We start from the raw sequence: 19260 nt of genomic DNA on the forward strand, positions 1-19260 counted from the left end.
ACTACTGCCGGATATCCCGAGTTGGGGGCTGAGATGGCGTTGCGGACCCGCCTCGCGGTGCGTGCGGTGCGAGTGCTCGCCACGGCGGCCGCGGTACTCGGTCCGGCGGCTGTGCGCACCTTGTTCCGGGCGGCGGTGCGCGGGAGGGAAGCGGCGCTCGGATACTTCTGGGCCCGCGTCACGGTGTTGCTGACCAGGCTGGGACCGACGTTCGTCAAAGCCGGCCAGGTGCTCGGCACGCGCAGGGACGTGGTGCCCGCCGCGCTGTGCGACGCACTGTCTGTCCTGCAGGATTCGGTCGCGCCGCTGAACGAGGCCGAGACCGCGCGCGCGGTGAAGGAGGCTTACGGCAGCGAGGCCGACGAGGTCTTCGCGGAACTGGACCCGCGGCCGGTCGCGAGCGGCAGTGTGGCTTCGGTTTACCGGGCGCGGCTGCGAACCGGGCAGGACGTGGCGGTCAAGCTCCGCCGTCCCGGCATCGAGCGCGTGATGACCGACGATCTCGCGCTGATCCGGCGCGGTGCGGCGATCGCGGCGCGGCTCCCGGTTTTCCGTGACGTTCCGGTGCGCGAGGTGGTCGGCAGCCTGGCCGACGCGGTGCTGGGCCAGCTCGATTTCGAGCGGGAGGCGAGAAGCCTGCGGCGGCTGCGCGAGAACCTGTCCGAGGTGCCGCGGGTGTGGGTGCCGAAGGTGTACCCGGAGGCGTGCCGTCCGCGCTGCATCGTCATGGAGTTCGTCCCCGGGCTCGTGCTGGACGCCGCGGACGGGTGCGGCGCCGCGGCGCGCAGGCGGTTCGCGGCCTCCGGCATGGCCGCGATGTACCAAATGCTGTTCGTGGACGGATTCGTGCACTGCGACCTGCATCCGGGCAATCTCTACTTCACCCGCGGCTCCCAGGTGGTGGTGCTCGACGCCGGGTTCAGCGTGCAGCTGAGCGACCGGCTGCGGCGGCAGTTCGCCGAGTTCTTCCTGAACATGGCGATAGGCCGCGGCGAGCAGGCGGCCAGGATCGTGCTGGAAAGCGCCGCCGGGACAACCGAAAACGCCGACGTGCCGGGGTTCACCGAGCGGATGGCCGACCTCGTCGAGCGCAGCCACGGCCTGCCCGCCAAGGAGTTCAGCCTGATCGCGTTCGCCGCGGAGATGTTCGACCTGCAGCGCCGCTTCGGCATTCACGCCGCGACCGAGCTGATCTTTCCCTTGCTGTCCCTGCTCGTCATCGAGGGCACTGTCCGGGCGCTCGATCCGGATCTCGACTTCCAGGAAGCGGCGAGGCCGCAGCTCATGCGCGGCCTGTTCGGGGCCGGCCGGGGAGCAGCGCGCTGACGTCGAGCGCGGCCAGCGCGCGGGCCGGGAAATCGCAGTACCACAGGTGCTCGCCGTCCCAGGTCATCCCGGTCGGCCTGCCGGGCGCCCGCAGCGCGCCGAGGGGCTTGCCGGACTCCGGGTCGATCGCGCGGACGAGGGCGTCGTCGAAATCGCCGTAGCACACCATGCCCGGCAGGCAGGTCAGCCCGGACGGCGAATCGCCGTCCACCGGGAACTCGCGTTCGACCAGCATGGTCTCGTAGTTCCGCAGCTGAACGACCGTCGGGCCGCGCAGGCACATCCACAAGCCGTCCGTCCCGAACTCGATCCCGGTCAGCCTTCCGCTGGCGGGCAGCACTTCTTTCTCTCCGCGCAGCTGACCGGTGCCGGGGTCGAGCTGAAGGATCCGCTTCGGGCGCCCGCCGACTTGGAGCAGGGAGACGCCGTCGCAGGCGAGGTCGGCCCGGGCGCGCGGACAGGCCAGCTCGCGCCGGACGGAACCGTCGGCGGGGTCGATGGCGAAAACGGTTCCGGCCTCCTGGTCCGAATGCCACAGCAGCGTGCCGTCCCAGGTGAGTCCGCACAAATAGGAGCCCGGGGCCGGCAGCGTCCGCACGATCGGCGCGGCCGGCGCCGAGTCTGTGGTCGCCATGTGCTGTCCTTTCGCCGCCTCGCGATGTCACTATAATAATATATTGCCAGGCAAGGGGGTGCTGGAATGGATTCCGCGCTGGCGGTTCTCGCGCAGGCGCAGGCGGACGGACGCGGGCGCGCGGGCGCGCGAATCGCGGACGCGGCAACGGCGACACTGAACTGGGACGACGCGTACTGCCGCCGGGTGGCCGCGTACTACGACCAGGGCCCGCTGTTCGACCTCGACGCGGCCCTCGCGGAACGGTACCGCCGCTTCCAGCGGGAGACGGGGGAGCACTTCCAGCTCGTTTCCGAGGCGGGCATCGAGGTGCGGCCGTGGCGAGGGCCGGGGCAGCCGTACCGCACGTCGGCCGAATTGCGGGCCGCCGTCCGCGCCACCGGCGTCCTGCACGTCTACCTGACCAGCACGGCACATGGCCCGGGAACGCGCCGCGCGGGGCACCCGATGGCCGAGCCGTCCGGGGTCGTCGCGGACGGCGTGCGGCTGTGCCACAACGATGTTTTCCGTGCGGTGCACGACGTGTTCGGGCATGTGCTGTCCGGTGCCGGGTTTTCGCCGCGGGGCGAGTTCCGGGCGTCGTTCTGCCACCTGAGCATGTACTCCGAGCCGGTGCACCCGGTCCTGTTCACCGAGCAGATCGCGCAGATCTGCTGGTATTTCTACGGGCCGCACGCGGCGCGGCGCCAGTACCCCGAGCAGAAGGTGTTCGCCTTCCCGGAGGTCTTCGTCGAGGAGTTCCGGGCACTGTTCGCCCTGGAAAAACTTACTTAAAGAAGATATGCTGACCCGGTGACCGAGCTTATGGACGCCAGGCGGCTCGGGGCGGCCGTCCACGCCGATTTTCCCATTCTGGCCCGGCGATTCGGCCCCGATCCGCTGGTGTACCTCGACAACGCGGCGACCTCGCAGAAACCGCGGCCGGTGCTCGACGCGATCCTGGGCTACTACACCGAGGCCAACAGCAACGTGGGCCGCGGCTACTACCGGCTGAGCATGGCCGCCACCGAGGCGTACGAAGGAGCGCGCGCGGCCGTGCAGCGAGCGCTCAACGCGGCGCATCCGGACGAGGTCGTCTTCACCGCGGGCACGACCGCGTCGGTCAACCTGGTCGTCGACACGTTCGGCCGGGCGACGGTGCACGAGGACGACCAGGTGGTCGTCACCGGCATGGAACACAATTCGAACCTGCTGCCGTGGCGCAGGCTCTGCGAGACGACCGGCGCGGAACTGGTCGTCGTGCCCGCGGAGGGCACCGGACGGGTGGACCCGGCGAGGTTCGCCGAGGCGCTGGGCCCGCGCGTGCGCATCGCGGCCGTCGCGCACGTGTCCAATGTGGTCGGCACGGTGAACCCGGTCCGGCGGATGATCGCCGACGCGCATCGCCTGCGGATCCCGGTGCTGGTGGACGGTGCGCAGGCGGTCCCGCACCGGCGGGTCGACGTGCGGGACCTCGACGCGGACTTCTACTGCTTCTCCGCGCACAAGGCCTACGGCCCGATGGGCACCGGGGTGCTGTACGGGAAACGGGAATTGCTTTCGCGCCTGGAGCCGTACCAGGTCGGCGGCGGCACGGTGAAAGGCGTGACCTTCGAGGAACCCGTGGCGTACGTGCCCGCCCCCGCGCGCCTCGAGGCGGGAACGCCGAACGTCGCCGGCGCGGTCGGGCTGGCCGCCGCGTTGTCCTATGTGGACGAACTGGGCTGGGACGAGGTCCGGCGGCACGACGAGACGCTGGTGCGCACCGCGGCCGAGATGCTGGGCAGCTTGTCCCGGGTCCGGATCATCGGGGACCCGGCGGCGGAGCCGAGCGGGATCGTGTCCTTCGCAGTCGACGGGATCCATCCGTACGACGTGGGCGGGCACCTCGACCGGCATGGCGTCGCGGTGCGCAGCGGGGTGCACTGCGCGAACGTCTTCGTCGACAGCTTCGGCGTCGTGGGCACGGTCCGGCTCTCGTTCGCGGTGTACAACACCGAAGCCGAGATCGACCTCGTGCGGCGCGCGGTCGCGACGGTCGAACCCGGGTTCTGGACGGCCGAGCATCCGCGAGAACGGTTCCTGGAGGCGGGCGAGTGACGGCCACCGGGTTCGACGCCGCCGGCTACAAGCGGGACCAGCGGGAGAACTGGGACGCGATCAGCGAGGGCTGGGAGGCGTGCCGCGCCGAGTTCGAGACCGGCGGCGCCCCGGTTTCCGCGCTCCTGCTCGAACTCGGCGGCGTGCGGCCGGGACACCGGGTGCTCGACGTAGGGACCGGTACCGGCGATCCCGCGCTGGCGGCTGCCGCGGCGGTGGGGCCGCGGGGCCGGGTGACCGGGATCGACCTCGCACCGGGAATGATCGAGCGCGCTCGCGCCAGGGCGGCGTCGGGCGGCAACGTCGCGTTCGAGGTCGGCGACGCGGAATCGCTGGACCGCCCGGCCGCGTCGTTCGACGTCGTGCTGAGCCGGTGGGGCCTGATGTTCGTGGTGGACCGCGCGGCGACGCTGCGGTCGCTCGCGCGGATGCTGGCGCCGGGCGGGGTGCTGGCCGCGGCCACGTGGGCGGCGCCGGGGTCGCTGGCCCCGATGACCTCGCTCGGCTTCGGAGTGCTCGCCAGGCGGCTGGAACTGCCGCCGCCGCGGGAGGGCGCGCCGAGCCCGTTCAGCATGGGCGATCCGGAAGTGCTCCGCGAAGAGCTGGCCGAGGCCGGATTCGGGCAGATCGAGATCGGTTCGTTCGAGGCGCCTTTCGTGCTCAGCTCGCCGGAGCGTTATGCCGAGTACAGCAAAGCGGTCGCGCCGCCGGGGCTCAAGGCGCTGCTGCGCGAGCGGTTCGGCAGCGAGGACGACCCGGACACCTGGGCCGAGGTCGCGGACGCCGCGGCCGCGTTCCGGCGGGCGGACGGCCGGGTTTCCCTGCCCAGCAAGACGTTGCTGGCGCGAGCCGTCTCGCCGGCGGCCTGATGCGCTTCGACACCAGGCTGGTGCACAGCGGCCAGCGACCGGAGCCGGGCACCGGCGACCTCGTGCCGCCGATCCACGTCGCGACCACCTATGACCGGTTCTCGCAGGATCCGCCTCGCTGGTTCTACGGGCGGGGCGAGAATCCGACGCGGGAAGCGCTGGAAGAATGTCTCGCCTCGCTGGAGGACGCGCCGTTCTGCACCGTGTTCTCCTCCGGGCAGGCGGCGGCCGCCGCGGCGCTTTCGCTGCTGTCGCCAGGGGATCGGCTGGTGTCCTCGGACGACGTGTACGGCGGCACCTACTCGTTGTTCGCCGAGGCGGAGAGATACGGGATCCGCGTGGAGTACGCGGATCTCGCCGACCCGGCCGAGGCTCACCGTGCGGTGGCGGGCGCGGACCTCGTGTGGGTCGAGAGCCCGAGCAACCCGCTGCTGAAGATCACGGATCTGGCCGGCGTCGCCGCCCGGGCCCGCGACTGCGGCGCGAAAGTGGTCGTGGACAACACTTTCGCCGGCCCGGCCCTCCAGCAGCCGCTCGGCCTCGGCGCCGACGTGAGCCTGCACAGCACGACGAAGTTCGTCGCGGGCCACGCCGACGTGCTCGGCGGGGCCTTGATCTGCCGCGAAGAGGAGCTGCACCGTCGTTTCGCGGCCCATCGCACGGTGACCGGCGCGGCGCCGGGCGGCCTCGACTGCTACCTCGTCCACCGGGGAGTCAAGACGCTGTCCCTGCGGGTGGCGCGACAGGTCGAGAACGCACGGGCGCTGGCCGAAGCGCTCGTCGCCTCGCCGAGGGCGGCGGACGTGCGGTACCCCGGCCTGGAATCGCATCCGGGGCACGCGCTCGCCGCCGTCCAGATGTCCGGGCCCGGGTCGGTGATCAGTTTCCGGTACCGCGGCGACCCGGAGAAGCTGCTCGCGAGCACGCGGTTGTTCGCCTGCGCGGTGAGCCTCGGCGGCGTCCGGTCGCTGATCGAATGCCCGGCGCTGATGACGCACCGGCCGGTTCCCCGCCCGGTCCGGCTGGCGGCCGGGATCACCGACGACCTGATCCGGCTCTCGGCCGGGATCGAGGACGCCGCCGATCTTCTCGAGGACCTGGACCACGCGCTGGAAGGACGACCATGACGGATCCCATCCTGCTCGACGGCGGCGTCGCGACCGAACTCCAGCGCGCGGGCCTGTCCGTGCGCGACCCGTGGTGGGCCACGCGGGCGCTGCTCACCGACCGGAACCGCCGGCTGCTCCAGTCGGTGCACGAGGCGTACCTGGCAGGCGGGGCGCGGGTGATCACGGCGAACACCTTCCGCGCCAACCTCCGCGCGCTGAGGAAGACGACGCTGGATGGCGCGGGGCAGGCGTGGATGGTGCACGCGGCGGTCGGCGTGGCAGGCGCCGCGAGGAACGCCGCGCGAGTGCCGGACGCTCTCATCGCCGGGTCGATCGGCCCGGTCGAGGACTGCTACCGCCCGGACCTGGTGCCGCCGGACGACGAACTGCGCGCCGAGCACGGCTGGCTCGCGCTCCAGCTGTCGCGGGCCGGGGCGGACCTGTTCCTGATCGAGACCATGAACACGATCCGCGAGGCCAGGATCGCCGTGCGGGAAGTGCTCGCCGTCGGCGGCCGGGCGTGGGTTTCCTTCGCCTGCGACGACGACGGGACGCTGCTGTCGGGGGAGCCGGTGGCCGGCGCGGTGCACGCGGTGCAGCGGGACGGCGCGGAGGCGGTGCTGGTCAATTGCACCGGCCCGGAGGCGACCGAGGTCGCGCTCCGCGCGCTGTGCCGGGGCCGGTACGGGCTGATCGGAGCCTGCCCGAACCTCGAGGACCGGACTGGCCTGGCCGCGGGCGAGCACGTCGACCGCGCGCTGCCCTCGACGCTGGAGCCGGAGCAGTTCGCCGAGCTGCTCGCTCGCTGGCGCGCCGAGTACGGTCTGGACATCCTGGGCGGGTGCTGCGGCACGACCCCGGCGCACATCGCGGCCGCGCGGCAGGTGCTGGCCGAACCGCAGCTGGTCGACTGACCGGGCTACGGAAACCTCACCGCACCAAGGAACCTGGCCAGCGACCACGGTTTCCGGCCCCAGACCAACGTTTTCCCGGTGCACGCCGCGCGCACCACGCTCAGCCGGCCGAACAGCACCTGCATCAGCGCCGCGGGCTGGAAGTGCAGCTGCGCGTCAGCGGGGTGGTCGCCTGGCAGGACCGCTATCCGGTCGCGCCGCGCCTCCAGCACGACGGGCGCGGTGTACCGGGAGCGAAACCGCACCGACACCGGCCGGTCGGAGAAAGGTTCGTGGACGAGCAGCCGTCCGGTGTCGTGCGAGAGCAGCTGGACGAGGAAGAGCTCGAAAGCCATCGCGGCGTCGTTGTGCGGGATCGGCCATCGTGCGCCAATGGCGGACGCGATGTCGCGGCCGTGCAGGTGCAGTTCGTTGAGCAGGTGGGCGTAGCAGCCGGCCAGCGGCAGGCGCGCGCCGCCCAGCCAGCTCACCAGCTGGTCCGGTTCGGCGGTCCGGCCCGCGTCGAGGAGCCGGCCGACATCCTCGGCGACCCGCTCGGCCAGGGCAGCGGGAGCGCGTTCGGTCAGCTGGTCGAGGGCGAGAGCGTTGAGGTCGCCGAGTTCGTCCAGCGCGGTGGCTTCGACTCGCGCCGCTGCCCCGGGGATCGGGCGGGGCGGCGACACGCCCGGCAGCACCGCGGCGTAAAGCTCCGCCACGGTCGCGACGTGCGCGGCTGTCTCGGCCACCGTCCAGCGGCCGATCGCCGCGGCCTCCGGATGCTCCGCCGTCTCGACGAGCCGGGCGAATCTTTCCGCCGTTCGGGCGAGCGAACCGCGCACCGCCCGCCAGCTGCTTTCGGTGATCGGCCCGGCCACCGAAAGAGGATATAAGAAATTAAATCGATCGGGCAAGGACCAGCCGGTCCAAGTCGCCGAGCAGCCCGGCGGCGACCTCCGGGGCGCAGAACGCGGCGGCGACACTGTGCCGGACGAGGGTCGCGAGTTCGGCCTCGGAAAGGCCGAGGCGGTCGCGGCACGTCCGGAATTCCGCGTTCGGCGACGTGCCGAACAGCCCCGGGTCGTCGGTGCCGAGCGCGACCGGGACCCCCGCGGCCAGTATCCGCCGCAGCGGGTGTTCGGCGAGCGAAGGGACGGCGCGGGTGCGGAGGTTGGAGGTCGGGCAGATTTCGAGGGTGATGCCGTGGTCGGCGAGGTGCCGCAGCAGCCGGGGATCCCGCGCGCTCGCGATTCCGTGCCCGACGCGCTCGGCGCCGAGGTCCCTGACCGCGGACCAGACCTCGTCCGGTCCGGTGGTCTCGCCCGCGTGCGGCACGCTGTGCAGCCCGGCTGCCTTCGCTCGGGCGAACACGTCGCGGAACAGCCGCCGCGGGACACCGGCTTCCGGCCCGCCGAGCCCGAATCCCACGGTGCCGGAAGGGCTTTCGCGCAACACCCAGTCCAGCGTCGCCTCCGCGCCCGGCGGGCCGTCGTCTCCGGAGACGTCGAACACCCAGCTCAGCTCGACGCCGAGGCCGCGCGCGATCCGGCGGCCGGAGCCGAGTGCCTCGGCGAGTTCGCGCGGTGCGATCCCGGCTTTGCGGTGGGAGAGCGGGGTGACGGTCACCTCGGCGTAGCGCACGTTGTCGCGGGCCAGGTCGGCGGCGAGCCCGGCGACCAGTGCTTCGATGTCGGCTCCGGTCGTGACCACCCGGTTCACGGCGGTGTAGACCGCGAGGAAATGGGCGAAATCGGTGAACTCGCAGTACTTCGCGACTTCGGCGGGTTCGGCGGGCACGCCGCGTCCGGGATGGCGGCGGGCCAGTTCCGCGACGGTGCCGGGGCTCGCCGAACCCAGGAGGTGGACGTGCAGTTCGGCTTTCGGCAGCGCGGCCGGGAATTCGTCCGGGGTCACGGGCCGACGCCGAAGTCCGAGACGCGCAGCGGCGGCATGGCGGTCCGGGTGCAGTAGCCGTGCCACTCCCTCGGCAGGGTCCGCTCGGTCCGGCCGGCTTCGGCGAGCCGCGCGAGCAGGGACAGCGGGCTTTCGTTGAACCGGAAGTCGCGCACCGGGCCGGCGATCTCGCCGTTCTCGACGAGCTGGACGCCGTCGCGGGTGACCCCGGCGAGCAGCAACGACCGCGGATCTGCTTCGCGCAGATACCAGACGGACGACACCAGCAGGCCGCGGCGGGTGCTCGCGATCAGGTCCGCCAGCGTGCCGCTGCCGCCGTCCAGCACCAGGTTGTCGATCTTCGGCGTGTACCGGAGGCCGCTTTTCCGCGCGGAGTACCGGGTCTGGGTCAGTGCGCTGAGCACCCCGCCGCCGATCCATTCCGTGCGCGACAGGGGCATCCCGTTGTCGAAGACCGAATCCGCCGCGGTGGACGCGAGCGCGAGGACGAACGGCGCGCATTCCAGGCCCTGCTCGGCGGGATCGCTGTAGAGCGTCACCGGAACGCCGGCCAGCCGCTCGCCGACGCGGGTCCCGCCGCCGGGCGCGCTGAACGCGGAACCGCCGCCGAGCGCCTCCAGCGCGTTCGCCGACTGGTGGAACCGGAGCATGAAGTCGGCGGCGGCCGACGGCGCCAGCAGCACCTCGTAGTCGCCCGCGGGAAGCGGGATCCGCCGCGGCGTCCGGTGCAGCCTCGCCGTCGCCTCGTCCGCCGTCGCCGCCAGGTCCACCGCCGCGAAGTCCGCCGCGCTCGCACCGGCCCAGCTGGAAGACCGCCGGTTCTCCGCCGTGAGGTCGAGGATCGCGGAAGGCTGGACATGGCGCCGCCGCAGGCCGGTGGACGACGCGGCATAAGTCGTGCGCACCTGGCGCTCGGCGTAGCCGGAGAAGCGGGCGTCGCGCTCGAACACCTCCGCCAGCGCGGGGATCAACCCGCCGAAGTCGTCGAAGGACGTCCGAACCGGGGGCTCCGCCCAGTCCGGCGACTCGCCGGAGGGCAGCGGCTGGGCGTCGGGCGCGGGCGGGGCCCGGCGCGCGGTGCGCTCCGCGGCCCGGACCATTCCGGTGATCGCCTCGGGAGAGAGGTCCCCCTCTCTCGCGACCACGCCGGCGCGGTCCCCGGCGACCGCGACGACCGTGAGCCGCTGCGCCCGAGTGAAGCCGTTGGCAGTCAACGAGTTCCGTGACCAGCGGAGGTGCGCGGCCGAAGTCTCCTCGGCGATGGCGAGGCACGAATCGCAGTCCCGGCTCGCCGCTACGGCTCGTTCCGCCGCCCACCGCACGGCGCCTCACCCGGCCCTGACGACCGATATTCCGGCGAACACCGCGGCGGGACAGCCGTGGCTCGTCGCGGAGGTCTGCATCGGCTGGCCCTTGCCGCACATGTCGGCGCCGAACACGCGGTAGCTCGACGGCCCGCCGAGCGCGGCGAGCGCGCGCCAGAACGCGGTGGTCCGTGCCTGGTAGGCGACTCCGGAGAGCTGCCCGGCCAGCCTGCCGCCGCGGATGCGGTAGGCGCGCTGCGCGGAGAACTGGAAGTGCTCGCGCCGGGTGTCGATGGAAAAACTGTCCGAGCCGGCGAGGTAAATGCCTTCGCCCACCCCGGAAATGAGGTCTTCCACGCCGGGGCCGTCCGGCACGGGACACAGCGACACGTTGGGCATCCGCGGCAGCGGGACATGCCGGGCCGATTCGGCGAAAGAGCATCCGTTGGAGCGCCGGGCCCCGATCGCCCGCGCGGTGCCGCGGTCGGACTGGAATCCGGTGAGCACGCCGTTTTCCACGAGCGGCCACGACTGCGCGGCGACGCCTTCGTCGTCGAAACCGATGGTGGCCAGGCCGTGCGGAGCCGTGCGGTCCGCGGTCACGTTCATCAGCGACGAGCCGAAGCGGAGCGAGCCGAGGCTTTCCGGCGCGGCGAAGCTCGTGCCCGCGTAGGACGCTTCGTGCCCGAGCACGCGATCCAGTTCGGTCGCGTGGCCGACCGATTCGTGCAGGGTCAGCCACAGGTTCGACGGGTCGAGGACGAGGTCGCGGACTCCGGGTTCGACCGGCGTCGCGCGCTCTTTCTCCGCGAGTTGCCCGGGCAGGGCGGCGAGTTCGGCGTCCCAGTCCCAGCCGTCGCCGTCGAGGTATTCCAGTCCCCGGCCGGCGGGCGGGCCCAGTGTGCGCAGCGCGGCCGCGGCGCCGGTGACGAACACCAGCGGATGCAGCCGGATCCGTTGCTGGGTGGTGACGGTGCCCGCGGAATCTGCGTAGAACTTGTTCTCTTTGACGGCGAACAGGTGGGCGACGACCTGTTTGACCGGGTCCGCCGACAGCAGGCGGCTGCTCCAGTCGAGAAGGACGCCGGTGCGCTCCGCCTCTGGTGCCGAGAACGGGTCGACAGCCGCGGGGGAGACCCAGGTTTCGCCGCTGTACACGGGTTCTTGCACCGGTTCGGCGGTCCGTCCGCCGAGAGCGGCGGAAGCCTCGGCCACCGCGACAGCTTCTTCGGAAGCTCGCGCCGCCGCGTCGGGCGTGGCTTCGGAGGTGGCGGCGAACCCGGTGCCATCGCGACGCCGCACGCGCACCGACAGGCCGGTGACCGTCTCGTCGACGCTGCCGCGCACAGTTCGGTCGTGCACTGCGGAATGCGCCTTCCGGACGCGTTCGAACCGGAATGACGCCTGGTCCGCGCCGAGTTCTCGGGCCCGGCTCAACGCGGCGTCGGCGAGACCGGAAAGCGGCAGCGCGAGGAAGGCTTCGTCAATCCCCGCGGACATCAGCGGGCGCGGTCCGGGACGACCGGTGCGCCGGATTCCGCCCACCAGGCGTGCTCGGCGCTGTGCGGCACGGGGTCCCCGAGGTAGCGGGCCTCGCGCGGCCGCACCGCTTCGGCCGGGCGTTCGGGGGAGAGCGGGAAGCGCAACGGGTCCTCCTGATCGATCATCGCCGGGCACCCTTCGGCCTTGACTTCACCGTCGCCAGTCACTATCGATTATAGGAGTGACTTCGGCGGATTCGTCAAACCGAGCGACGGGAGGGGCGGATGGCGCACATCGAGCTCGGCTCCGGACAGCCCGGAATACTGGGATTGTTCGCCTTCCGCCCGGAGACGGCGAAACCGCTCTCCGAACTCGCCGAGGTGCTGCTGCGCGGGCCGAGCACGCTGAGCCGCGGCGAGCGCGAGCTGATCGCCGCCGTGGTTTCGCGGGGCAACGAGTGCTTCTTCTGCGCCTCGGCGCACGGTGCGGTGGCCGCGGCGCAGCTCGCCGGCGGTGCGGAAGCGGTCGAGTCGGCGGCGCGGGACGCCGATGGGGCATCGATCTCGGACAAGCTGAAGGCGTTGCTCAAGATCGCGTCGCAGGTGCGGGAGGGCGGGCGCTCGGTCGACGCGGCTGCCGTCCTCAGCGCGAAGACCGCTGGCGCGACGGACCTGGAGATCCATGACACGGTGTTGATCGCCGCGGCTTTCTGCATGTTCAACCGCTACGTCGACGGCCTCGCGACATTCGCGCCGAGCGACCCGGCCTCGTATGCGAATCAGGCGAAGAAAATCGTCGATGACGGTTACCTCGCGGTCGGCCGCGGCTGAAGTGCCTCAAGGCCTGCGCACGCTCATCCCGTGCGATCCCGGGCGAGCAGCGTCCCGAGGCACGACACCAGCGTGCGCGCCTCGACGTTGAAGTAGTGGCCGTGTCGGATCAGCGCGCTCACCTGGTGCATGGCCAGCCAGCGATGCCGCGGCGACGGCGTCAGCGCCACCTCCGGGCCCACCTCGACTATCCGGTACCGGGTCAGCGCGTTGCGGAACCGGCCGCCCTCCTCGGACAGCACGGTGTCGAACCGGACCGTGCCGTGCCCGGGCCACCACGACCGTTCGGCGTCCGGGATCGGCTCGGTCGCCAGCGCCTGGACGGTCGGAGCCAGCTCGACCCGGTCAAGCAGCCCGAACTCCGGCTTCGCCTGGAACAGCAGGTGCGCTACCCCGTCGAACACGCGGACCAGGAGGGTGGCCACCCCGGTGCCGTACGGTTCCAGCATCGGCTGGGCCCACCGGGCGACTTCCCGGTCGGCGGCCCGCACGCGCACCCCGACGACGCGGAACCGCGACCGTTCCCGGTCGACGATTTCGTGCCTGCCGCGCAGCCACCCGTCGACCGCGTTCAGCGGGATCGTCCGGGCGTGCTCGTCGCACTCCGCCTTCGCCGAGGCGAACCAGCTCAGCACGGCCCGTTCGGTGTGCAGCGCCTGTGTCCCGCGCCAGGACCGCAGCAGTGCGGCGCGGAACGGGTCGGCGGCCCTCTCGGCCCGGATCTCGGGGACGTCGGCGGGCATGCCGGACAGCACCGTGCGGGTGTCCATGTTGACCAGGTTCGGCACGGTCAGCAGGGCCCGCACCAGGCGCAGCGGCAGCCAGGCGAAATTCGGCTCGGCCGCGACCGGTTCCTCGGCGCGCACGATCATGTTCCGGTTGCTTTTGTGCCAGAACCAGCAGCCTTGCTCGGATTGGATCGCGTCGGCGCGGATCCGCCGCGTCGCCACCCCGGCGAAGTGCTCCAGATACGGCGGCCTGCGCCCGCCGTGGACCTGGGTGTAGTTGCTGCGGGTGGCCTGCACGGTAGGCGAGAGCTGCACCCCGTTGCAGTTTCCCGGTTCCGCCTTGGCCTGCAGGAGGCAGTAGGTGACGCCGCGGTGCTCGGCCACGAGGATGCCCAGGATGCCGATCTCGGGCTGGCAGATGACCGGCTGCCGCGTGACGACCTCGCCGCCGCGGACGCCTTCCAGCCCGGCGACGGAGAAGAACCGGCCGCTGACGTGCGTGAGGTTCCCGGTGTCCGGCTCGAACTCCCAGCCGGCCAGGTCATCGAGCGCCGCTTCGGCGACGTCGATCCGGTTCGCCGCGCACCGCTGCGCCCACCACGCGCGGAAAGCGGGCAGCGAATCGACGACGTCGTCCGGGTGCGGCGCCGCGCGTGCCCTCGTTCCGCTCGTCATGTCCGGTCAGCCGATCGCGCGCAGCAGTGCGTCGAGCACGCGGTCCTGGTCGGCGGGCGGCAGCGACGGGTACATCGGCAGCGAGAAGATCTCCTCCGCCGCCTGCTCGGCGACCGGCAGATCGCCTTTCCGGTACCCCAGCCGGAGAAACCCGGTCTGCCGGTGCACCGGCCAGGGGTAGCTGACGGTCAAGGCGATGTCCTCGTCGCTCAACCGCGCGAGGATCCGGTCCCGCTCGGGGTGCCGGACCACGTACAGGTAGTACACGTGCGTGTTGCCCGGCGCGACGACCGGCGTGCGGACCGCCTCGACCCCGGCCAGCGCCGCGTCGTAGCGCGCGGCGATCGCGCGCCGGGCGGCGATGTAGCCGTCGAGCCTGCGCAGCTTGCGGCGCAGGATCTCCGCCTGGACCTCGTCGAGTCGCGCGTTGAACCCCGGCGTCCGCACCACGTGATAGGTATCGGCCATCCCGTAATAGCGCAGCCTGCGCAGCGCGCCCGCCAGGTCGTCGAGGTCGGTGAGAACCGCGCCGCCGTCGCCATAGGCGCCGAGCACTTTGGTGGGGTAGAAGGAAAACGCTGCGAGATCGCCGACAGTGCCCGCCCGGGCCCCGTCGCGGCGCGCGCCGTGGGCCTGCGCGCAGTCCTCGATCAGCCGCAGCCCGTGCCGGTCCGCGATCCCGCGCAGGGCCGTCAGATCGGCGCACTGCCCGTAGAGGTGCACCGCGACAATGGCCCGGGTCCGCGGCGTGACCGACGCCTCGACCTGGTCGGCGTCCATCAGGTAGGTGCCGTCGGCACGGATGTCCACCAGCACCGGAGTCGCCCCGGCCGCGTCGATCGCGACCACTGTCGGCGCGGCGGTATGGGACACCGTGACGACCTCGTCGCCCGGACCGACGTCACAGGCGCGCAGCGCGAGGGCGATCGCGTTCGTCCCGTTGTCGACGCCGACGCAATGCCGGACTCCGTGGTATTCCGCGAATTCCCGCTCGAACCCCCGGACACTGGCCCCGAGCACGAGCTGCCCCGAACGGAAAACCGTGTCCACCGCGTCGAGAATGTCGTCCCGTTCGGCGGCGTACTCGTTCAGGTATCCCCAGACTCGTTGCGGCACAGGCCCTCCTCTGCGCCCCGGCCCCCGTCGCTCGGGCCGCGAGACGTTCGATCCAGTATCCGGCGCGGTTTCGCGGGAAACAAGGGGGCCGGAAACCATTGCGCTGCAGTGCGAAGGTGCGTCCGATCGCCGTTCGCGACGCGCCGACTCGCTCACGGCAGGGCCGCCGCGACGGTTTCCTCCAGACCGGTTCGGACGGACATCCGCGCCGCCCACCCGGTCCGCTCCTGGAACGCCGTGGGATCGACGACCATGCTCGCCAGCTCGGCGGCGCTCAACGGGCGCGGCGGCGGCACGGCGACCACCGGAACCGGCGCGGTGTCCGTCCGGCGGGCGACGATCTCGGCGACCGTCCGGAACGCGTCGCCGAGCGGGGTTCCCACGCCAGTGCCGGCGAGCCAGTGCCGGCCGGCGAGTTCGTCGGCATGGTCCAGTGCCGCCAGCACCGCCGCCGCGGCGTCCCGCACGTGGAGCAGATCGCGCCGCACGGTTCCGTCGTGCCACATGGTCAACGGCTCGCCCGCGATCGCGCGGCGGAGCACAGAGGTGAGCGCTCCGCTGTCGAATCGGCCGTTCGCGGCGCTGTGCCCGTAGACCGTGGGAAGTCGGATGGACACCCCGCGCACGGCGCCTTCCGCGGTCGCCAGCAGGAGGGCACGTTCGGCCGCGTGCTTGTCCCTTTCGAACGCGGTGGCCGGCCTGTCCTCCTCGGTGCCGTCCAGGAGGCTCCGCGGCGGCACACCGACCTGCGTGACCGTGCCCGCGTAGATCACGACCGGCGGCTTGGCGTCGAGAAGTCCGGCCATCACCCCGGAATCGAGCGACGGCGTACGATGGTCGGCGAGGAGGCAAACGACGGCATCCGCGCCGTCCACCGCCTTGCGAAGCTCTTCCGGGTTCCGGAGGTCCCCGGACCGGCGGCTCGCCGCGCGCACCCGCACCGGCCGTTCCGCAAGCGACGCGGCCACGGCGGAACCGATCACGCCCGTCGCCCCGAGCAGCACGATCAGCGGCTCGGTCATAGCAGGCGCACCTCGGGAACATGAACCAGCCACCGGCCGCCGCTCTCCCGGAATCCCGGCTCCTTCGCCACTATTTCCTCCGCGTGGTTCCAAGCGAGCAGCAGGGCGTAGTCCGGGTAGGGCCGGGCGAACTCTTCGGGCGGCCGCACCGGGATGTGCGTCCCCGGCGTCACCAAGCCCTGTTTGCCCGCCGTCGAGTCGCAGATGAACGGCAGCAGCTCCGGGCCGATCCCGCAGTAGTTGAGGAGGGTGGCGCTCTTCGCCGTCGCGCCGTAGCCGACCACCCGGGCGCCCGATCGCCGCAGCGCCGACAGTTCCGCGCCGAGCCTTTCCCGCACCCCCGAAGCTCTCTCGGCGAAACCGGCCAGCGTCGCCGGCGCCGTCAGCTTCCGTGCCTCCTCGTCGGCGAGAAGCGAGCCGACCGCGGGCGACGGCTGCCGGCGGCCGCTCCGAGCCAAGGTGTACCGGACCTCGCCACCGTGCACGGGCACCCGCCGCACGTCGACCAATTCGAAGCCGAACCGCCGCGCCGCTTCCCGCACCGACCGCGCCGAGAACAGGTAGAAGTGCTCGTCGTAAATCTGGTCGAACGCCGTCTTCTCCACGACGTCTCCCGCATACGGGTCCTCGAAAACGAACACGCCGTCCGGCGCGAGCAGCGCGTGCACCCCGCGGAAGACCTCGCCCAGGTCCGGGATGTGGCTCACCGTGTTCGCCGCGAAGATCACGTCGGCTTTCCCGTCGACGTCCGCGACCTCCCGGGCGGAGTCTTCGCCGAAGAACTCCTTCCTGACCCGTACGCCTTGTGCGGCGGCGATGTCCGCCACCTCGCCGGACGGTTCGAAGCCCAGGTGCCGCACCCCGGCCCGCTGTGCCGCGCGCAGGATTATCCCGTCGTTGCTGCCGATCTCGACGAGGAACGGATCGGGCCCGGCGAGCGCGGTGCGGAGCAGGTTCTCGGCCACGCCGAGGAAATGCCGGCTCATCCGGCTCGAACTGGACGAGAGAAACGGGTAGTCCGCCCGGAACATCAGCTCGGGCGGAACCTCGTCGAGCTGCTGCACCAGCGTGCACGTGCCGCACTGCCCGACCGCGAGCCGGAAGCGGAACTCGTCGGAGGTGTCGTCCGGCTCCCGGTACTGCTGCGAGATCGGCTGGAGCCCCAGGTCGAGAAACTCCTCGACCGGCCCGCTGCACATCCGGCACGCCGATTCCGCCACTCGGGTCACTATACATCAGTAAAGTCCTCGCCGAGAGGTGTTGCGCCGCCGGGAATCTCCCGGCCTGGCAGCAGGGCGAGGCAACCTGCGCGCGAAACGCCGGCCAACCTTGACGCAATAGGAAATGATAGTAAAATACCCAGGCGGGAAGCCGGCCGTGGCAACCCCGCCCGGCGTGCTCCCGACTACGAAACGTCAGGGGATCGAGATGCGAAGGCGCAGCGCACCGGGAGAGTTCCGCAACCCGCAAGGACTTTCGATCGACCAGGACGGCAACCTCGTGGTGATCGTGGGCTGCACCCGGCCGCCGCACGTCCAGGTCTTCCGGCCGGGCGGCGAGCGGTCGGCGCAGGCGGCGCCGTACACGTTCCGCAACAACATCGCCAATCCCGGCCCGACGCAGGCGCCGCTGTGGCTCGAGACCCGCCAGCGGACCGAGGACGGCGGCTTCCGGGGCGACGCCGACGGTCGCGGCGGTGCGGAGTGGCGCTATCCCATCGACTCCGCCGTCGACGCCGACGGCCGCGTGCTCGTCCTCGACGGGCACGTGATCAAGATCTTCGGCATCGACGGCAACCACCTGTCCACGTTCGGCGGCTCGGGCTGGGAGGAGCAGGACTTCATCAGCCCGTGCGGCATCGCGACCGACAGCCGGAACCGCATCGTCGTGACCGACAACGCCGGGGCCAACCCGCATGTGAAGCCGGAGCGCCCGCGCGGACAGGTCAAGGTCTTCGACCGCGACGGCGAGTTCCGTTTCAGCTTCGGCCCGTTGGGCGCGGACGCCGGGGAGCTGAAGTCGCCGATCGGCGTGGCCACCGACAGCCAGGACCGCATCATCGTCGCCGACCAGGGGAACAACCGCGTCCAGATCTTCGACTCCTCCGGCGCGCACGTCGCCCACTTCGGGACGCTGGGCACCGGCGACGGCGAGCTGAACTGGCCCTTCGGCGTGGCGGTCAACGCCGACGACGAGATCATCGTGGCCGACGCCGGGAACAACCGCGTGCAGGTCTTCGATTCCTCGGGCCGGTATCTGCGCCAGTTCGGCTCGCTCGGCCTCGGCGACGGCGAGCTGAACTATCCGTTCCACGTCGCGGTGGACCGCGAGAACAACATCGTGGTCGCGGACTCGGGCAACGACCGGGTGCAGGTTTTCCGGCCGGACGGACGGTACGCGGCGAAGTTCGGGGTCGTCCGGAAGCGCACGGTGCACGCCTTCGGCGAGAGCGACTTCAACTTCCCGATCGGCCTCGCCCAGGACTCGAAGGGCAACGTCCTCGTCTCCGACACGCGGAACCACCGCGTCCTCGTCCTCAGCCCGGACGGCGATCTCGTCCGCGCGTTCGGGGAGCTGGGTTCGGCCCGCGGCCAGTTCCACTTCCTCACGATCCCCACCTCGCTGGCAGTCGACGCGCAGGACCGCATCCACGTGGTGGACCCCGGGAACCAGCGGGTCCAGGTGTTCTCGCCGGACGGGGAGTTCCAGTTCGAGTTCGGCGGCCTGGGCCGGGGCGAAGGCACGTTCAACACCCCCTCGGGCATCGCCGTGGACTCCGCGGGCCGGATTCTCGTCGGCGACGGCGGGAACAGCGTGGTGCAGGTCTTCGACTCCGCGGGCGAGTTCCTGTTCCAGTTCGGCGAGAACGGCGACGGCGAGGGCCAGTTCAACGGCTTCCAGATCGGCGTCGCCGTGCTCGAGGGCGACCGCGTCGCCGCGGTCGACGGCAGGAACCACCGCGTCCAGATCTTCGACGCGCGGGGCGTCTTCGAGCGCAGCATCGGCACCGAGGGCGTCGAGGAGGGCAACTTCCGGATGCCGGGAGCGGTGAGCGCCGATCGCGCCGGCGCCAGCTTCGCGGTGACTGACCCCGGCAACGACCGGGTGCAGATCTTCAACGCGGCCAGCGGCGACCTGGAGGGCGTGCTGGCGGTCACCGGCCAGACCTGCGGCGACCTCCTGCTCGACGCGCGGGCGGCACGGATCCTGGTGTCCATTCCGGCCAACGACCGCATCCAGGTCTTCGCGATGAACACGGAGGACACCTGACCCGGCGCCGGG

At 71.7% G+C, this 19260-nt stretch carries 18 protein-coding genes; 8 read left to right on the top strand and 10 right to left on the bottom strand.

The annotated features are described in order from the left end of the window. The first annotated feature begins 33 nt into the window (after window positions 1-33). Window positions 34-1326, top strand: coding sequence for an AarF/ABC1/UbiB kinase family protein (locus CU254_RS17360; RefSeq protein WP_009077870.1), 1293 nt, complete (start codon window positions 34-36; stop codon window positions 1324-1326). Here the strand turns inward: CU254_RS17360 and CU254_RS17365 are convergent. Continuing rightward, window positions 1283-1960: a hypothetical protein gene (locus CU254_RS17365; RefSeq protein WP_009077873.1), complete on the bottom strand. Its 678-nt coding sequence runs from the start codon at window positions 1958-1960 to the stop codon at window positions 1283-1285. The genes CU254_RS17360 and CU254_RS17365 overlap by 44 nt on opposite strands. Before the next feature lie 66 nt (window positions 1961-2026). Between CU254_RS17365 and CU254_RS17370 the strand changes: the two genes are divergently transcribed. Genes CU254_RS17370 through CU254_RS17390 form a run of 5 tightly spaced genes read left to right on the top strand, consistent with a single transcriptional unit; the run spans window position 2027 to window position 6931 of the window. Beyond that, window positions 2027-2734, top strand: a complete 708-nt coding sequence (locus CU254_RS17370) for a crotonobetainyl-CoA--carnitine CoA-transferase (protein WP_009077875.1) — start codon at window positions 2027-2029, stop codon at window positions 2732-2734. Between the two features lie 18 nt (window positions 2735-2752). Further along, window positions 2753-4039 (top strand): aminotransferase class V-fold PLP-dependent enzyme, encoded by a 1287-nt coding sequence (locus CU254_RS17375; RefSeq protein ID WP_199785919.1) that lies wholly within the window; start codon window positions 2753-2755, stop codon window positions 4037-4039. Next, a complete protein-coding gene (locus CU254_RS17380; RefSeq protein WP_009077878.1) occupies window positions 4036-4908 on the top strand; it encodes a class I SAM-dependent methyltransferase in 873 nt (290 codons plus the stop codon). The genes CU254_RS17375 and CU254_RS17380 overlap by 4 nt, the downstream gene beginning before the upstream one ends. After that, entirely contained in the window at window positions 4908-6035 is a 1128-nt protein-coding gene (locus CU254_RS17385) for a PLP-dependent aspartate aminotransferase family protein (RefSeq protein ID WP_037713972.1), read from the top strand. Before CU254_RS17380 ends, CU254_RS17385 begins: the two co-directional genes overlap by 1 nt. Continuing rightward, entirely contained in the window at window positions 6032-6931 is a 900-nt protein-coding gene (locus CU254_RS17390; RefSeq protein ID WP_009077881.1) for a homocysteine S-methyltransferase family protein, read from the top strand. Before CU254_RS17385 ends, CU254_RS17390 begins: the two co-directional genes overlap by 4 nt. A 5-nt stretch (window positions 6932-6936) precedes the next feature. On the opposite strand, the gene CU254_RS17395 is transcribed toward CU254_RS17390, so the two are convergent. From CU254_RS17395 to CU254_RS17415, 5 genes are read right to left on the bottom strand one after another with little or no spacing between them, the layout of a single operon-like run. Beyond that, window positions 6937-7785, bottom strand: coding sequence for a maleylpyruvate isomerase N-terminal domain-containing protein (locus tag CU254_RS17395; RefSeq protein WP_050788209.1), 849 nt, complete (start codon window positions 7783-7785; stop codon window positions 6937-6939). A 19-nt stretch (window positions 7786-7804) separates the two neighbouring features. After that, window positions 7805-8821, bottom strand: coding sequence for an adenosine deaminase (add, locus tag CU254_RS17400; protein WP_009077885.1), 1017 nt, complete (start codon window positions 8819-8821; stop codon window positions 7805-7807). After that, a complete protein-coding gene (locus CU254_RS17405; RefSeq protein ID WP_009077888.1) occupies window positions 8818-10143 on the bottom strand; it encodes a metallopeptidase TldD-related protein in 1326 nt (441 codons plus the stop codon). Before CU254_RS17405 ends, add begins: the two co-directional genes overlap by 4 nt. A 6-nt stretch (window positions 10144-10149) precedes the next feature. After that, entirely contained in the window at window positions 10150-11625 is a 1476-nt protein-coding gene (locus tag CU254_RS17410) for a TldD/PmbA family protein (RefSeq protein WP_009077890.1), read from the bottom strand. Further along, the gene (locus CU254_RS17415) at window positions 11625-11792 is read right to left on the bottom strand and encodes a hypothetical protein (RefSeq protein WP_158688045.1); all 168 of its coding nucleotides are present in this window, start codon (window positions 11790-11792) and stop codon (window positions 11625-11627) included. The genes CU254_RS17410 and CU254_RS17415 overlap by 1 nt, the downstream gene beginning before the upstream one ends. A 99-nt stretch (window positions 11793-11891) precedes the next feature. Here CU254_RS17415 and CU254_RS17420 point away from each other — a divergent pair, with 99 nt between their 5' ends. Next, window positions 11892-12437 carry a carboxymuconolactone decarboxylase family protein gene (locus CU254_RS17420; protein ID WP_009077892.1) on the top strand — a complete coding sequence of 182 codons (546 nt, stop codon included), beginning with the start codon at window positions 11892-11894 and terminating at the stop codon, window positions 12435-12437. A gap of 23 nt (window positions 12438-12460) precedes the next feature. Here the strand turns inward: CU254_RS17420 and CU254_RS17425 are convergent, their stop codons facing one another. The 4 genes from CU254_RS17425 to CU254_RS17440 form a co-directional block, all read right to left on the bottom strand. Then, entirely contained in the window at window positions 12461-13840 is a 1380-nt protein-coding gene (locus CU254_RS17425) for an NDP-hexose 2,3-dehydratase family protein (protein WP_009077894.1), read from the bottom strand. 6 nt (window positions 13841-13846) lie between these two features. Continuing rightward, complete coding sequence (locus CU254_RS17430; protein ID WP_009077896.1) at window positions 13847-14956, bottom strand: DegT/DnrJ/EryC1/StrS aminotransferase family protein; 1110 nt, start codon at window positions 14954-14956, stop codon at window positions 13847-13849. 152 nt (window positions 14957-15108) lie between these two features. Next, entirely contained in the window at window positions 15109-15978 is an 870-nt protein-coding gene (locus tag CU254_RS17435; protein ID WP_037713976.1) for an NAD(P)-dependent oxidoreductase, read from the bottom strand. After that, on the bottom strand, window positions 15975-17177 hold the full coding sequence (locus CU254_RS17440) for a class I SAM-dependent methyltransferase (RefSeq protein ID WP_037713978.1): 1203 nt from the start codon (window positions 17175-17177) through the stop codon (window positions 15975-15977). Before CU254_RS17440 ends, CU254_RS17435 begins: the two co-directional genes overlap by 4 nt. 229 nt (window positions 17178-17406) lie before the next feature. Here CU254_RS17440 and CU254_RS17445 point away from each other — a divergent pair, with 229 nt between their 5' ends. Next, window positions 17407-19248 carry a 6-bladed beta-propeller gene (locus tag CU254_RS17445; RefSeq protein ID WP_050788210.1) on the top strand — a complete coding sequence of 614 codons (1842 nt, stop codon included), beginning with the start codon at window positions 17407-17409 and terminating at the stop codon, window positions 19246-19248. Window positions 19249-19260: the final 12 nt, after the last annotated feature.

This window comes from Amycolatopsis sp. AA4, from assembly GCF_002796545.1.
Taxonomy (GTDB): Bacteria; Actinomycetota; Actinomycetes; order Mycobacteriales; family Pseudonocardiaceae; genus Amycolatopsis.

Bases quoted from the DNA above. Each gene is read 5' to 3' on its own strand.
- CU254_RS17440 (WP_037713978.1), bottom strand. From the start codon at position 17,177: ATGTGCAGCGGGCCGGTCGAGGAGTTTCTCGACCTGGGGCTCCAGCCG.
- CU254_RS17385 (WP_037713972.1), top strand. From the start codon at position 4,908: ATGCGCTTCGACACCAGGCTGGTGCACAGCGGCCAGCGACCGGAGCCG.
- CU254_RS17420 (WP_009077892.1), top strand. From the start codon at position 11,892: ATGGCGCACATCGAGCTCGGCTCCGGACAGCCCGGAATACTGGGATTG.
- CU254_RS17435 (WP_037713976.1), bottom strand. From the start codon at position 15,978: ATGACCGAGCCGCTGATCGTGCTGCTCGGGGCGACGGGCGTGATCGGT.
- CU254_RS17360 (WP_009077870.1), top strand. From the start codon at position 34: ATGGCGTTGCGGACCCGCCTCGCGGTGCGTGCGGTGCGAGTGCTCGCC.
- CU254_RS17425 (WP_009077894.1), bottom strand. From the start codon at position 13,840: ATGACGAGCGGAACGAGGGCACGCGCGGCGCCGCACCCGGACGACGTC.
- CU254_RS17415 (WP_158688045.1), bottom strand. From the start codon at position 11,792: ATGATCGATCAGGAGGACCCGTTGCGCTTCCCGCTCTCCCCCGAACGC.
- CU254_RS17390 (WP_009077881.1), top strand. From the start codon at position 6,032: ATGACGGATCCCATCCTGCTCGACGGCGGCGTCGCGACCGAACTCCAG.
- CU254_RS17370 (WP_009077875.1), top strand. From the start codon at position 2,027: ATGGATTCCGCGCTGGCGGTTCTCGCGCAGGCGCAGGCGGACGGACGC.
- CU254_RS17365 (WP_009077873.1), bottom strand. From the start codon at position 1,960: ATGGCGACCACAGACTCGGCGCCGGCCGCGCCGATCGTGCGGACGCTG.
- CU254_RS17410 (WP_009077890.1), bottom strand. From the start codon at position 11,625: ATGTCCGCGGGGATTGACGAAGCCTTCCTCGCGCTGCCGCTTTCCGGT.
- CU254_RS17445 (WP_050788210.1), top strand. From the start codon at position 17,407: ATGCGAAGGCGCAGCGCACCGGGAGAGTTCCGCAACCCGCAAGGACTT.